Origin of the sequence: Microcoleus sp. D3_18a_C4, from assembly GCF_036702415.1 — a bacterium.
Taxonomy (GTDB): Bacteria; Cyanobacteriota; Cyanobacteriia; order Cyanobacteriales; family Microcoleaceae; genus Microcoleus.
On record NZ_JAUBTI010000024.1, the window covers coordinates 67,123 to 82,843 of the forward strand.

9 protein-coding genes are annotated in these 15,721 nt (G+C 46.1%); 2 read left to right on the forward strand and 7 right to left on the reverse strand.

Annotated elements, in window-relative coordinates:
* Positions 1-1,055 precede the first annotated feature (1,055 nt).
* The 6 genes from QUB16_RS13710 to QUB16_RS13735 all read right to left on the reverse strand — a co-directional run bounded on the left by QUB16_RS13710 (position 1,056) and on the right by QUB16_RS13735 (position 12,550).
* Positions 1,056-1,748, reverse strand: a complete 693-nt coding sequence (locus tag QUB16_RS13710) for a response regulator transcription factor (protein ID WP_333316778.1) — start codon at positions 1,746-1,748, stop codon at positions 1,056-1,058.
* A gap of 187 nt (positions 1,749-1,935) precedes the next feature.
* A complete protein-coding gene (map, locus tag QUB16_RS13715; protein ID WP_333316780.1) occupies positions 1,936-2,763 on the reverse strand; it encodes a type I methionyl aminopeptidase in 828 nt (275 codons plus the stop codon).
* A gap of 277 nt (positions 2,764-3,040) precedes the next feature.
* On the reverse strand, positions 3,041-5,110 hold the full coding sequence (locus tag QUB16_RS13720; RefSeq protein WP_333316782.1) for a response regulator: 2,070 nt from the start codon (positions 5,108-5,110) through the stop codon (positions 3,041-3,043).
* A 7-nt stretch (positions 5,111-5,117) separates the two neighbouring features.
* Positions 5,118-5,843 carry a chemotaxis protein CheB gene (locus QUB16_RS13725; protein WP_333316784.1) on the reverse strand — a complete coding sequence of 242 codons (726 nt, stop codon included), beginning with the start codon at positions 5,841-5,843 and terminating at the stop codon, positions 5,118-5,120.
* Positions 5,797-6,624, reverse strand: coding sequence for a protein-glutamate O-methyltransferase CheR (locus QUB16_RS13730; RefSeq protein WP_333316786.1), 828 nt, complete (start codon positions 6,622-6,624; stop codon positions 5,797-5,799). The genes QUB16_RS13725 and QUB16_RS13730 overlap by 47 nt, the downstream gene beginning before the upstream one ends.
* Before the next feature lie 109 nt (positions 6,625-6,733).
* The gene (locus QUB16_RS13735; RefSeq protein ID WP_333316787.1) at positions 6,734-12,550 is read right to left on the reverse strand and encodes a HAMP domain-containing protein; all 5,817 of its coding nucleotides are present in this window, start codon (positions 12,548-12,550) and stop codon (positions 6,734-6,736) included.
* On the opposite strand from QUB16_RS13735, the gene QUB16_RS13740 reads away from it, so the two are divergent.
* Positions 12,549-12,725: a hypothetical protein gene (locus QUB16_RS13740; protein ID WP_333316789.1), complete on the forward strand. Its 177-nt coding sequence runs from the start codon at positions 12,549-12,551 to the stop codon at positions 12,723-12,725. The genes QUB16_RS13735 and QUB16_RS13740 overlap by 2 nt on opposite strands.
* Positions 12,726-12,842: 117 nt before the next feature.
* On the opposite strand, the gene QUB16_RS13745 is transcribed toward QUB16_RS13740, so the two are convergent.
* Positions 12,843-14,915, reverse strand: a complete 2,073-nt coding sequence (locus QUB16_RS13745; RefSeq protein WP_333316790.1) for an FAD-dependent oxidoreductase — start codon at positions 14,913-14,915, stop codon at positions 12,843-12,845.
* Positions 14,916-15,067: 152 nt separating this feature from the next.
* On the opposite strand from QUB16_RS13745, the gene QUB16_RS13750 reads away from it, so the two are divergent.
* On the forward strand, positions 15,068-15,589 hold the full coding sequence (locus tag QUB16_RS13750; RefSeq protein ID WP_333316792.1) for a hypothetical protein: 522 nt from the start codon (positions 15,068-15,070) through the stop codon (positions 15,587-15,589).
* Positions 15,590-15,721 lie beyond the last annotated feature (132 nt).

Below are 15,721 nucleotides of genomic sequence, written 5' to 3' on the forward strand. Positions count from 1 at the left end.
GCTACTTTCCATCGCTGTCAGTCGATTTTAGATTTGAGATTTTAGATTGACTCCACAGATGAATCTGAGAGCTTGAACTAGGGTGTAAAATTTTAGCCTGGGGGCCCAGAAACGGTTTTTTTTTACGAAATACTTTGTTACACACCGTAAATTAGGTAAAAAACCCGGTTTCTTTGTAGGAGTGCGTCCAGAACTGTAATTAATAGTGGCTTGTTTTTCCACAGGATATAACCTTATCTGTGACTTTTCGTGGCAAGTTTGCTTAACGGAGCATATCCGGTCAAGTGTTTGCTTTTCTATTTACTACGTGAAAACTCTTAAACAGTCAGGTTTTCCCGCTAAGTAATTCCCCGGTGTTTGCGAGTGTTTATCTCAGACTCAAAGCAAAGTGGGTGAGAAGTTCGATCGCACACCAGTTTTCGCACACCAGTTTTCGCACTCCCGCGCTGCCACCAGCAAGCTGATGTGACATACCACAGCCGCCGGATACCTGTCAATACTTATCAGGAAATTGGGTTTAAAACCCGTCCTTCTAGGGCGGCTTTAATTTCTTAAATCCCTTCCTAAAAATCAGGAATTGCTGGTATTTGTAGTATACTAAAATAGTCAAGGTTAAACTCCTTTACCATCGTGAAACAGTTAAGACACACTTTTAGGTATAAACCGGGGGACGCAGAGCGGCGAAAACTCTTAAAACAGCTAAAGGATCAACGCATCCTTAAACCAGTAACAACAAACAATTTCTTGATTTGTTAAGTAGGGTAGGGCATACCCAAACTCTAGGCTTGTATCCTAGTACGCTTTTGGAGATAGACCCTCTGGGGTAACAGTGAATTAGACTCGTCAATTTGTACTATTGTACGGTTGAAAGGTTTAAGGACTGCCGCAAGGACATGGTGCTTAAAGGTCAGTCGATGAATTAAGAATCCCCACGCCTTTAGGCTGGGGAGTGTCAAATCTTAACATTTCTAATTTTTTGCATAATTCTCGTTACCAGGAAGAGCCTGGTAACGCAGCTCGGCAAGCCACAGCCTCCAGCCAAGTCGAGAGGACTCCTATTTCGTCAAGCCGTGTTCGAGGGCGAAGCGAACCAACTCAGTACGGCTGTTAGTACCCGTCTTGCTAAACAAACGGCTGACGTACTTTTCCACATTACGCACGCTAGTTTCCAAGCGGCGGGCAATTTCCTTATTCATCAAACCTTGAGCAACCAAATCCAAAACACTTTGTTCTCGCGGAGTCAAATCAATTTTAATCGGCGAAGGACTTTGGGCGATCGAACTCCGGCCGCTCAGCAAAGACTCAATTCTCGCCATTTGGCTTGTCAAAGCAGCAATATCTGGACTTTCAGGATTTTCGCTTGTCTCCTTAGCAGCCGCGCGGCGGGCTAGCAAATTGGTTACTATTGCTACTAATTCGTCGGGATCGAAGGGCTTAGAAAGATAAGCATCGCAGCCGGCTTGATAGCCTTGAATGCGATCGCTCGTCATTCCCTTAGCCGTCAAAAATACCACCGGCAAAGCCTTATAGCGAGGATCTGCCCGCACTTGCTTGAGAAACTGATAACCGTCCACCTGCGGCATCATAATGTCTGAAATCACCAAATCGGGATTGTACTGCTGCAAGAGTTCCCACCCATCGCGAGCATTACTGGCAACCTCAACCGCAAAATCGCTATCTTCCAAATAAGCTTGTACTGCTTCCCGCAAGCCCGGTTCATCGTCTACCAATAATAATCGTGCTGACATCTCTGTTACCTTCTTAATAGTGTAAATATTGTAGTAAATATTGTAGGTTGGGTTGAGGAACGAACCCTACGCTTCGCTCCGCCCAAATCTTCATTTTAAATAAGGTGTTGGGTTTCGCCATCGCTCAACCCAACCTACAGAATAAAAACTTTAGCTCAAAACTCAAAACTATTGTCTTTTTTTCCCCTTAAACTTTTGAACGATCGGTCAAAATTTCATAGCCAGTTTCTGTCACCAACACAGTATGCTCAAACTGAGCAGACATAGCATTGTCAACGGTTACAGCAGTCCACTTGTCAGAAAGCGTCCGAGTGTACTTAGAACCGGCATTCAGAATCGGTTCGATCGCCAATGTCATGCCCGCTCGCAATTTCACGTTCGGCATTTCCCGCGTGCGGAAATTGAAAACCGACGGTTCCTCGTGCAAATTTCGCCCGACACCGTGGCCGGTAAACTCCTCCACGATGTTAAAACCGTTGCTTTTGACATGATCTTCGATCGCACCCGCCAGATCGAGCAAATAGGCTCCCGCCTTCACTTGTTCGATGCCTTTGTAGAGAGCTTCTTCTGCGACTCGGATTAATTTTGCCGATTCGGGAGTCACTTCCACAACTGCGATCGTAATGCAAGAATCGCCGTGAAAACCTTGATAATATGCCCCCGTATCTACCTTGAGAACATCTCCTGCCCGAATTACCTTTTTGGGACTGGGGATGCCGTGAACAACTTCGTTATTAATGCTAGAGCAAATCGATCCAGGGAAACCGTGATAGCCTTTAAAACTCGGAGTTGCCCCCATTTCGCGGATACGTTTTTCGGCATAAGCATCCAAATCAGCAGTAGTCATTCCCGGTTTCACCATTTGGGAAATTTCTTTGAGTACCGTTGCAACGATTTTCGCTGCTTGCCGCATAATTTCGATTTCGCGTTCCGACTTAATTTCAATGCCTCGACGCTGTTTTTTGACTTGGGGTGCTTGAGTTGGGCTAGAAAGCAGACTGCTAAAAATATTCATGTACTGATTGGCGAGTAATTTTGTAGTTTGACGGCAGGTTGAAGCAAAAAAACGGCAAATATCCAGTTTTTTGTGGAAAAACGGGTGTCTTGTTCCGAACTGTCGATCGCTTGTCCTTTAAGCTAGCTTAATATTTTTCTCACTAATCAGCACGGGATTGGGGGTCAACAAAGCGGTTTTAACCGCCGATTCCCTTGGAAATCACCGAATAGCACTATTGTCAATCAGCCTTCACGGACGGGCTCTCCTGCCCAACCCATACTCCCCACAATAAAATCTAATCTTTGTGGAACAGGCATCTTGCCTGTTCTTGAGCATCGTGCAAGATGTGAGTTGGATCGGGATTTCCGAGCATTCCTGTGAGGTTAGCAATTGCGGCAATTAACTTACTTATGTCAACTGGTTTAGATAAGTGCATCTGGAAACCCGCTTCCAGCGCTTGCTTGCGCTCTTCCTCTCTCGCGTAGGCCGTCAGGGCGATCGCAGGCATCTTTCCACCCCTGAGCACTTCCATTTCTCTCACCCGCGCCATCAACTCATAGCCGTCTGCTTGCGGCATTCCAATGTCGCTCAGCAGCAGATCCGGCCAATAACTCTCCAGTGCAGCTAGAGCCTCTGCCACCGATGCCGCCGATCGCACCATAGCTCCTTCGTCCTCGAGTAAAGCAATCAAAAACTCCCGCGTGTCATCGTCATCATCCACCACCAGCAATTGCAAATTAGCCAGAGTGGGGAGGGTCTGGGCCTGGTCATTGAGGCGTGACCAATCATCGTCATCCGCGAGGGCGTTCCTCTGTGCAAGAGGTAGAGCCACCGTAAATTTCGCACCCTCGCCCGGATTATTCTCTGCATGCACCTTACCGCCGTGCTGTTCCACCAAGTGACGGACGATCGCCAATCCCAGTCCCAAACCCCCGTAAGACCTAGTTGTGCTGCTATCAGCTTGGCGGAAGCGATCGAAAACATAAGGCAAAAAATCAGGCTCAATACCAATGCCGCTATCAATTATCTGAATTTGAGCCTCATCGCCCACTGACTCTAACCGCACCTGTACTTTACCATCTTGCGGACTAAACTTAATCGCATTTGACAGCAAATTCCACACAATTTGCTGCAAGCGATCGAAATCGCCGATAACTTCACCTACATTTGGACTGCACGTTAATTCTATGACTATTGATTTTTCCTCAGTCAGCGGCTGCAAAGAATCTATTGCCAGCTTGACCGCAGATTCCAACCGAATTGGAAGCATATTTAAATTTAGTTTCCCCCGCAGAATCCGCGAAACATCTAAAATATCTTCGATGAGTTGAGCTTGAGATTTAGCATTGCGCTCAATTGTTTCTAGAGCTTTATCAATAGTTTCTTCGTCAAATTTTTTCACCCGAAGCAGCCTGGACCAGCCGAGAATTGCATTTAAAGGAGTACGGAGTTCGTGAGAGAGAATAGCGAGAAATTCATCCTTCATCTGGTTAGCTCTTTCCGCTTCCTGCCGCGCCACTTGTTCGCGGATTAGTCGGCCGCGTTCTTCCTCTGCTTGCTTGCGGTCTGTGACATCTCTAACCGTGCCCACGTGACCGATCAGTTTTCCCAAATCCGAAAACATTGGTGACGACTGCACGTGAATCCAACGCACAGTTTCGCTACCAGCTAATCGAAACTCGTTAGAATATTCCTGGCTTTCTTTAATCCAAGCTAACCAATCTGCTACTACGCGATCGCGATCTTCTGGATGAACTTCCCGCTGCCAAACCTCTACCAAACTTTCCTCCAAAGTTAACCCGCAAATCGCTTGACAACGCGGGTTGATGTAAGTACAGCGGCCTTCAACGTCAGCTAAGTAAATTCCCAGCGGCGAACAAGCACACAAAGTGCGAAACCGCTCTTCACTTTTACTTAGTTCACTATTAACCGCAGCTAACTGTGTTGCTTGCTGTTTCACCTCGACTGTTTTTTGGAACAATTCCACAAATACCTGCACCTTCGAGGTCAATATTTCCGGTTCCAAGGGTTTGAACAGGTAATCCACCGCACCCAGAGAATAACCTTTAAACACGTGGGTGTCATTACTGCTGAATGCTGTGATAAAAATAATCGGAGTCGCTCGCGATCGATCTCTAGAGCGAATCAATGTTGCTGTCTCAAATCCATCCATTCCCGGCATCTGCACATCAAGCAAAATTACCGCAAAATCTTCATTAAGCAGACATCTCAGAGCCTCCGCGCCCGAATTAGCTTGTACTAAATGATAAGAGGGGCTGTTGAGGATAGCTTCTAGAGCTACCAAATTTTCTGGGCGATCGTCAACTAAAAGGACATTTACTCGCTGGGGGGGCTGCACATTCATAATTTTTTTAATCTTTAATTCTTAGCAAATTGACTAAACAGGGAGCGATTTTAGAGAGGGGTAAAATCCAGTCTACTTCAACATTTGCGATCGCCGACGCTGGCATGGTCGCGCATAGGGCCGAAGCCGGTTCCTCCACAAATGTCAATCCTCCCTCAGCTTTAATTTTTGCCAGCCCTTTACTGCCATCAGAATTAGCTCCCGTTAAAATTATCCCGATCGCTTTCTCCCCAAAGGCATCCGCAGCAGACTCAAACAGCACATCGATGGAGGGTCGCGCGTAGGAGACAGGCCCCTCAGTTGATAGTGCAAATGTAGGAGATCCGCGATTCGGGATTGGGGATGTTGAATTATGGGTTGACTCCACTGCCACGCCCCCCGGTTCTGTAAAGTCGTTTTCATACAGGCTAAACTCCTCCTCAGAGGGCGATTCTATTAGCAAGTGATAGTCAGGAGGAGCCAAGTAAACCCGTCCCGGTGCGATCGGCTCTTTGTCTTGGGCCTCTGTGATTTGGAGAGAGCTTTGCTTTTGTAAAAAATAAGTAAGCCTATTCTGAGAACTCTTATGGCGGTGTTGGACAATAACTACAGGCAAAGGAAAGGTTTGTGGCAAATCTGCCAGCAGCACAGTCAGAGCCTCTAGCCCTCCCAAAGACGTGCCAACAACCACTATTTCAAAATTTTTTTTATTTAACTCGTCGGTAGATTTTATCACTACTTTCAATTGGTTCATAGTATTTTTCATAAGGTGTAAAAGTCAGAGACTCCTGATGTCCTAGCCCTAAAACCCCAAACATTCCCAGGCTCTCATAAAAAAGCTTGTGTACCCGCTCTTGGAGGTGTGAATTGAAATAAATCATCACATTACGGCATAAAATAACATTGAATTCATTAAAAGAATTATCCGTTGCTAGGTTGTGGTGAGCAAAGACAATATTATCTTTAAGTGAAGACCTAAAAATCGCATTTTCATAGGCAGCAGTGTAATACTCAGAAAACGCTTTCTTGCCCCCCGCTTGGTGGTAGAGTTGCGTATATTCTTGCATTTGTTTCAGCGGAAATATCCCAGTTTTGGCTGTTTTCAAAACTAATTCATTCATGTCGGTAGCGTAAATCCGACAACGGTCATAAAGTCCTTCTTCTTGCAGCAAGATTGCCATAGAATAGACTTCTTCTCCCGTTGAACATCCAGCGTGCCAAATCCGAATAAAAGGATAAGTACGCAGCAGCGGCACCACTTTATTTCTGAAACTAATGTAAAAGCTGGGATCGCGAAACATCGCCGTTACATTGACAGAAATGTCCAGCAGTAAACGGTCTAGGTAAGCAGGATTGTGAAGTACCTTTTCCTGAAGTGCAGAGACAGTAGTGAGCCGTTCCGAGCGAATAGTGTTCCAGATACGGCGCTTGAGAGAGGCAAGAGCATAATTGCGAAAATCAAATCCGTAATAGCGAAACATTCCCTCTAGTAAGAGTTGAATTTCGATTGTTTCAAGTTCATGGCTTTCGGACATTTGTAATTGGTAATTGGTTATTGGGCATTGTTGACTGTTGACTGTTCACTGCTGACTGTTGACTGTTGACAACTGCCAACAGTCAACTGCCAACTGACAACTGACTTCATTATCGATAAAGCCAGACACGCAGCAGCGAGAGCAACTGTTCCGTATCAACAGGTTTGGTAATATAGTCAGACGCACCCGCTTCGATACATTTTTCCCGATCGCCCTTCATAGCTTTCGCAGTAAGAGCAATCATTGGCAAGGAAGCAAATTGAGGCATTTTACGAATGGCTTGCATTGTTTCGTAACCGTCCATCTCTGGCATCATCACGTCCATCAACACAATATTTATGTCAGGCGTATTTTGCAATTTAGCAATGCCCTCTCTGCCATTCTCAGCATACTCAATTTTCATTTTATGGCGCTCCAGCATACTCGTGAGGGCGAAAATATTCCGCATATCGTCGTCAACAATCAAGACTGTTTTGCCCGCGAGCGTCGAATCGGTTTGATACAATTGCTCTAGCATTTGGCGCTTCGGTTCCGGCAAATTTGCTTGGACTCGGTGCAAAAACAAAGCTGTTTCATCTAACAAACGTTCTGGCGATCGCACATCTTTAACAATGATTGTTTCCGCCATGCGCTTGAGTTGAGTTTCTTCGGCTTTCGTCAAGTCTTTGCCCGTATAAATAATAATCGGCAGACTTTTTAAAATTGCATCTTGCTTGATTTGCTCGATCAGTTCAAAACCAGTCATATCTGGCAGTCCCAAATCGAGTACAACGCAGTCAAAATGCCCCGATCTTAAAGTTGCTAGCGCCTCTGCACCACTCCCCACAGCCGTTGTACAAACATCGTGATTGCCGATTAAATCCACAATGCTCAGACGCTGCGTTTCGTCGTCTTCCACGACTAGCAGATTCTTGACTCGCCGATCGACAAAACCCTTAATATCAGCCAAAGCTTTGCTCAAAGCTTCGCTGCTAACAGGTTTTTGCAAATAGGCGATCGCCCCTAACTGCAAACTGCGCTGCCGCCCTTCTTCAACTGATACAATGTGAACCGGAATGTGGCGCGTACTTGGGTCGTGCTTCAAGCGATCGAGCACTGTCCAGCCATCCATCACAGGCAAATTTAAATCCAGCATAATCGCAGTTGGCTTGAACTCTCGCGCCATCGCCAAACCGATATCGCTCCGCAAAGCCACCAAACCTTTAAAACCCTGTTCCTGCGCCATATCCAACAGAATTCGAGCGAAGTTTACATCATCCTCGACAATCAACAGCACGCGATCGCCACTCTCAATATTTTCTCGGTCATCAGCGATAATCGGTGATGGATAAGGGGCGATCGGCAAGTGGAAATTCGGCGAAGGAACTGCGGAAGAAATAGCAGCCGGCAATTGAGCCGTTTGCTTGCCCATTCCCGATGGCTTATCATTCATTATTCGCGATTCTTGGTAAGTTTGGGGCAGATAAAGCGTGAACTTACTACCCTCACCAGGGCGACTTGTCAATTTAATTTCTCCGCCTAACAGATTAGCGATTTCTCTACTAATTGACAAACCCAAACCCGTGCCCCCGTATTTGCGGCTAGTGCTACCATCAGCTTGTTGGAAAGCCTCAAAAATAACCCTGTGTTTTTCAGGAGAAATCCCAATCCCCGTATCGCTAACCGAGAAAGCCAAAACAGTAGGGGAACTCGTTAAACTTTCTATTTCTAAATTCCACCCTGCCCGCGCTACTTCGACACGCAATTTCACCTCGCCCCGTTCTGTAAACTTAAACGCATTAGAGAGAAGATTCTTCAAAACTTGTTGCAGCCGTTTAGCATCAGTATAGAGACCTTTTGGCAACCCACCCTCAAGCTCTAATTGAAAACTCAACTTCTTATCCTGGGCGATTTGGCGGAAAGTCCGATCCAAATGATCTCGCAAGTCCGCAAACAACACTTGCTCAATTTCCACTGACATCGTGCCTGATTCAATCTTAGCGAGATCCAAGATGTCATTAATCAGCCCCAGCAAATCTGTGCCCGCCGAGTAAATTGTGCGCGTGTATTCAACTTGCTTCAGAGTCAAATTGCCTTCAGTATTGTCAGAAAGCAATCGAGCGAGAATCAACAGCGAATTCAGCGGAGTTCGCAACTCGTGAGACATATTTGCCAGAAACTCCGACTTATACTTAGAAGTTAGAGCCAACTGTTCCGCTCTTTCTTCCAACAACCCCCTCGCCTGTTCGATATCTCGGTTTTTCCGCTCAACTTCCTTATTTTGCAGCGCTAGCAATTCAGCTTGTTCTTCTAATTCTTCATTCGTCTGCTGCAACTCTTCCTGCTGACTCTTCAACAGTTCCTCAGATGCGCGGAGCGACTGCGCTTGTTGTTCTAGGCGCTTGTTAGTTTCCGTTAGTTCCTTTTGCTGAGTTTGCAACTCTTCTGCCAAAGATTGCGACTGTTTTAGCAACTCTTCCGTCCGCATACTCGCCGCAATTGTATTTAAAACAATGGCAATACTTTCTGTAAGTTGGTCGAGAAATGTCAAGTGTATTTCGCTGAATCGGCGGAACGAAGCTAACTCGATTACTGCAGTCACTTGTCCCTCAAATAGTACGGGTAAAACCACGACATTCAACGGCGTAGATTCTCCCAGTCCCGATCCAATTTTAACGTAGTTTTCCGGCACTTCAGTCAACAGGATGCGTTCCTTTTCCAGGGCGCACTGTCCTACCAAACCTTCGCCTAAATGGAATCGGTTTCCTAACTGTTTGCGTTCGCGGTATGCGTAGGTACTTAACAGTTTGAGAAACGGATCGTGCTCCACAGCTTCCATCATAAAGAATACGCCATGCTGAGCAGAAACCAGCGGCGTCAATTCTGAGAGAATTAGTTTAGAAACAGTTTCTAAATCCCGCTGACCTTGTAGCATTCGAGTGAACTTAGCGAGGTTGGTTTTCAGCCAATCTTGCTCAGTATTCTTCTGCGTCGTCTCCCGCAGATTGGCGATCATCTGGTTAATGTTGTCCTTAACAATGGCAACTTCTCCTTCAGTGGCGACGGAAATTGACCTCGTTAAATCGCCTCTGGTAACAGCAATTGCCACTTCGGCGATCGCCCGCAGTTGAGTAGTCAAATTCGCCGCCAATTCATTCACATTATCCGTCAAATCTCGCCACGTCCCCGCCGCACCCGGAACCTTGGCCTGGCCGCCCAATTTCCCTTCAATTCCCACTTCCCGCGCCACTGTAGTAACTTGATCGGCAAACGTCGCTAGCGTATCAATCATCTCGTTAATCGTATCTGCCAGAGTCGCAATTTCTCCCTTAGCTTCCAGCATTAATTTGCGCTTCAAATCGCCATTCGCCACCGCCGTCACAACCTTAGCAATACCCCGCACTTGCGCTGTCAAATTACCCGCCATCGAGTTTACATTGTCAGTTAAATCCTTCCAAGTTCCCGCAACTCCTTTCACCTCAGCTTGACCGCCCAATTTACCCTCAGTTCCCACCTCCCGCGCCACCCGCGTTACCTCAGAAGCGAAGGAATTAAGCTGATCCACCATCACGTTAATAGTGTCTTTCAGTTCAAGAATTTCGCCTTTGACATCAACGGTAATTTTCTTAGACAAATCGCCATTTGCCACCGCTTTCGTCACTTCCGCAATATTCCGCACCTGTGCCGTCAAATTCCCCGCCATCAAGTTAACATTATCAGTTAAATCTTTCCAAGTTCCCCCTACACCCCGCACGTAAGCTTGCACGCCTAATTTACCTTCCGTTCCTACTTCCCTAGCAACTCTGGTTACTTCCGATGCGAAGGAACTCAACTGATCCACCATGATGTTAATCGTGTTTTTCAGTTCGAGAATTTCCCCTTTCACATCTACTGTAATTTTCTTAGACAAGTCGCCATTGGCCACAGCCGTTGTCACTTCCGCAATGTTACGGACTTGGGCTGTTAAATTACCCGCCATCGAGTTAACTGAATCCGTTAAATCTTTCCAGGTTCCTGCAACTCCTTTAACTTCAGCTTGCACGCCTAATTTCCCTTCGGTTCCCACTTCCCTAGCAACCCTGGTTACTTCAGATGCGAAGGAATTTAATTGATCCACCATCGTGTTGACGGTGTTTTTGAGTTCGAGAATTTCACCTTTAACATCGACGGTAATTTTCTTCGACAAGTCGCCATTTGCCACAGCCGTTGTAACAGCAGCAATATTCCTTACTTGTTCGGTCAAACTACCCGCCATAAAATTAACTGAATCCGTTAAATCCTTCCAAGTTCCTGCTACGCCTCGGACATCTGCTTGACCGCCGAGTTTACCTTCCGAACCCACTTCCCTAGCAACCCTGGTTACTTCAGATGCGAAGGAATTAAGCTGATCCACCATCACGTTAATGGTGTTTTTCAGTTCTAAAATTTCGCCTTTAACCTGTACCGTAATTTTTTTAGATAAGTCACCGTTAGCAACAGCCGTCGTCACCTCAGCAATGTTGCGGACTTGTGCTGTTAAATTGCCGGCCATTGAGTTAACTGAATCCGTTAAATCTTTCCAAGTTCCTGCTACTTCTTGCACTTCAGCTTGTACGCCTAATTTCCCTTCCGTTCCCACTTCCCTAGCCACCCTGGTCACTTCAGATGCGAAGGAATTTAACTGGTCAACCATCGTGTTGACGGTGTTTTTGAGTTCGAGAATTTCCCCTTTTACATCTACGGTAATTTTCTTAGATAAATCGCCCTTTGCCACAGCGGTTGTTACTTCAGCGATGTTCCGCACTTGTGCTGTTAAACTGCCTGCCATGAAGTTAACGCTATCCGTTAAATCCTTCCAAGTTCCGGCAACTCCTTTAACTTCTGCTTGACCGCCGAGTTTGCCTTCGGAACCTACTTCTCTCGCCACCCGCGTTACTTCAGATGCGAAGGAATTTAACTGATCCACCATGATGTTAATAGTGTTTTTTAACTCCAGAATTTCACCTTTAACATCTACTGTAATTTTTTTAGATAAGTCACCATTGGCCACCGCCGTCGTCACTTCCGCAATGTTCCGTACTTGTGCCGTAAGATTGCCGGCCATTGAGTTAACTGAATCCGTTAAATCTTTCCAGGTTCCTGCAACTCCCCGCACTTCAGCTTGCACGCCTAATTTCCCTTCTGTTCCTACTTCCCTAGCAACTCTGGTTACTTCCGAGGCGAAGGAACTCAACTGATCCACCATGATGTTAATCGTGTTTTTCAGTTCGAGAATTTCCCCTTTAACATCTACTGTAATTTTTTTGGATAAATCGCCATTTGCCACAGCGGTTGTCACGTCAGCAATGTTGCGGACTTGGGCTGTTAAATTCCCGGCCATCGAGTTAACTGAATCCGTTAAATCTTTCCAGGTTCCGGCAACTCCTTTAACTTCAGCTTGCACGCCTAATTTCCCTTCGGTTCCTACTTCCCTAGCTACCCGCGTTACTTCCGACGCAAAGGAGCTCAACTGGTCTACCATTGTGTTAACAATTTGCGCTGTTTGGAGGAATTCTCCTTTGAGGGGTCTGTCTTCTATTTCTAGGGCGATGGTTTGCGATAAATCTCCTTTTGCAACGGCCCGAATTACTCTGGCGGTTTCAGAGGTTGGTTGCACTAAATCTGTAATTAGGGTATTGACAGAGTTTACGCTAGCTGCCCATGACCCCTCGGCGCTGCCGATGGTGGCCCGCTGGGCGATTTTGCCTTCTTTACCGACAACTGTGCCGATGCGATCGAGTTCGGCCGCCATTCTCTCATTGAGTTCGATAATGTCGTTAAGTTCGTCAGCAATTTTCCCCGCTAGACCGGTCTGGTCTATGGGCATCCGAACTGAAAAGTCCCCTTTTTTGACAGCTACTAAGGTTCTGAGTAACTGTTTGGCATAACCATTATTGGAATTGGGGCTTGTTATCTGTGCAGTTGTCATGACCGTTACCTTTGGGGAGTTTGAAGGGGAAGGGGGGAATATTTTTGAGATTATTGATATTATCCAACTAAAGCAGTGTCTGATTGCTTCTATCGAAAGATGGATGACAAATTGCTGTTTATCAGCTATTTTATTATTGGTTATTTTACACTGGTTAGCAGGCTCTTCTTGGTAACGAGTTAATTGTCGGGTGTCAGGAACAGGCCCGAAAGCCTGTTCCACCCTGTTCCACAAAGAGTGCATTTTATTGTAGGGCGGGCAGGATGTCCGCCCTACAGATTACCAACTGCGATTATTTCCAATTTTGCCACGAACTATTGAAAATAGAAGTACCCGGAAAGGCGATCGGATTAGCATTTTGTTGCAACCGCAACTGCAACACTTCCAAGTTTGGCTCGCGGGACGGCAATTCGTCCACTAATTCATAAGGTAGAATCCCCTTTTCTAGGGAAAAAGCAGCCGTAACTCCCGCCGCCACACCTGCAGACCATTCAAAAGAATGCACTCGATAAGCAGCGGCCGCTGTGTGGCTAACAGCAATACTTTTACCCGCCACTAACATATTGTCAATTTTCTGAGGAATCATTGCCCGCAGCGGAATTTGGAAGGGATAAGCTTGCCCTTGACCTTTGCGAGTGCCTTCCCGTTCGGTATTTCCCGGTGCTTCCGGGGGACTGTTAGTCATGCAGGGGTGAAAGTCGATCGCATAATGACCGATACCCACAGAATCAGGATAAATCGTAGCGCGCGATCGCGATTTTGTATCCTCAACAGATTGACTTCCCACAGCCAAAGCCGGCGCATTCAAACCACCCACAGCTAACAACAACTTCCGATACTCTTCCTCCGACAAATTCTGGCGGTAAAAATCAGCCGTAAAGTCAGTGCGAGACATATCAACTTCCCACACTGTAAAACCTTGAGGCTGATTGAAACTCGGTCGCCCAATAATGCGCCGGCCTTCCCGCATATAAGGATATTTAGAAAGTCCGTGTACCGTCCCCATCGGCGAATTCAAACCGCTCAAAAAACGATTGTTTGGATAAGGCTTTTTCACTCCATCTCCTAGCTGCGAGTCAGTAGTTCCTGTTACCAGCCAGTAGAAAAATCCTTTGGCATTTTCCTCTCCTCTTCGCAAAGTTTCCGTTCGCAAACCGCCCATCCATCCCCCCGGTTGCAGTTGACCGGACTCTTGCAACTGCTCGCGAGTGTAAATTAAATTATCTTGAGAATTGCCGGGACGATAGTCATTGCCCCAAGTCCAGTTTTGCATCGAAATATCCCCCGGATAAATCGGGAATTGCTTCGGGTCTGAAGGTCGCTTTTGATCCGGTCTCATGCTCCTGATTTGGCGGTAGCTGAAAACTAAAGGAAAGCTCGCCAATCTCTGCAATTCGTAGCTGTAGTAAGGAGCGTATTGTTGATAAAAAGACGGCACTTGATGCTGCTGCGGTTCCTTCGTTGCCTCCATCGCAAAGGTGTAGGTAAAACCTTGAGTGCAGTAAGCGTCGCCGGTGGGGCTGGCTGAGGAAGGTTCGAGAGGGGAACGCGGGTCAATTCCGAGGCGGTAGGGAACATCCGCAAGTCCGATCAATTCACCTGTTTCGGTGGCATCTACAACGTACCAATCAGCAGGTCTAGGTTTTGAATTTGACTGGTTAGGAGGTTTAGGAATAAACCGAAGAATAGTTTTGTTAAATCGCGGAGAATTTTCGTAGCGATAGGCATCTTCGATAGTCTGAGAAAGAGTTTCGGTGTTGATTGGCGGGGTGTTGGCGGCGGGTTTGTGTTGAATGGCGATCGCACTTTTAATTTGTTGACCCCCAACCGCATTCCCCGCCACAGCAGGAGTAATTGCTAGTTCTTTAATAACTGTATTGGGAAACCATTTCAGCGTGCCTTTGCCTTTTCTAGCGGCATCCTGCAAGATGTTAAATAAAATTTTGTGACCGTCGTAGGGCATGAAACACGAATAGCTAACCCAACAGCCTCCGGGATTTAGCCGGCCGTAATGTTCCTCGATCCGCCGCCGCAATTCTAGGTAGCCACGGGGGTAAAATAAGAGCGATCGCTGAGTATCTCTTTCATCGAGTGCGGAAGTTCCCTGGGAGGAAATTTGACCGCCTACCCAGTCAGTAATTTCAGTGAGGCAAACTGTGCGCCCGGCCAGCAAACCTTCGTAAGCGGTAGCAGCGCCTGCGAGCCCGCCGCCTGCTACTAGAATGTCGCAAGTTTCTGCATTGTCTGGATTACGCGGAGGTGCGGCAAATACTGGCGAAATGTTCCCAATCGCGGAAATTATGCCGAGGGTGAGGCTAAGGATCGATCGACCTTTGAGCAAAAATAGATACTGTCGAAGTTTCATCGGAGATTGTGGAATTAATTTTGACATAGCGCGAAAAACACTCATCCCATCTAAATGTTTATTTTGCAGTATACTGGTATTTCGCGGTGTTGTCAGGGAAAACTTTTTTAGAGAAGAGGCATTAATACCAGCAACAACTATTGAACAGCCGGATGAACATTATGCTCAAAATAGTCAAATTTTTTAGGTCATTTATTCCTTTTGAGAGTTTAACAATTACCACCAGTTTGACTTATTCGGAAGTTTTACGCAGGTTGGACGAAGTTGTTACTCCTCCCAAAGTTTTTAGAATAATTATACCCTTTGGCCCGCCACCTGCGAAACCCTATGAAGGAACGATTTATGGCAAAACATTCAAAATTAATCGCATCATCATCGGGAGACATTTATTGTTCCCAATTATACAAGGAGATATACATACTCAACAGTTCGGTTGTTCCATCAAAATTAGGATGAGTTTACATAAAACTGTTATAGGATTTCTGATTCTTTGGCTGTGGACAACTGGCAGTATCGGAATGTTTGCTTTATTTGCTTGGTTAGTAGAACCATCCGTGGGAGCCATATTTTTACCAATCTTAGGAATGTTTACTTTTGGCTGGCTTTTGTGCTTGATTCCCTTTAAGATAGAAGCAAAAGCAGCTACCAAATTTTTAGCGATTCTCTTAACCTAAAGTAATTTATTACGACAATATTTTAGCTGTATTATTAAAAACAATCGGGCTTCATCTGGGGAGCATCTCAGTTTTGTAAAAAGCATTTTTTTTATTGTAGTGCGAGCGTCCCCGCTCGCGTATTGTACAATA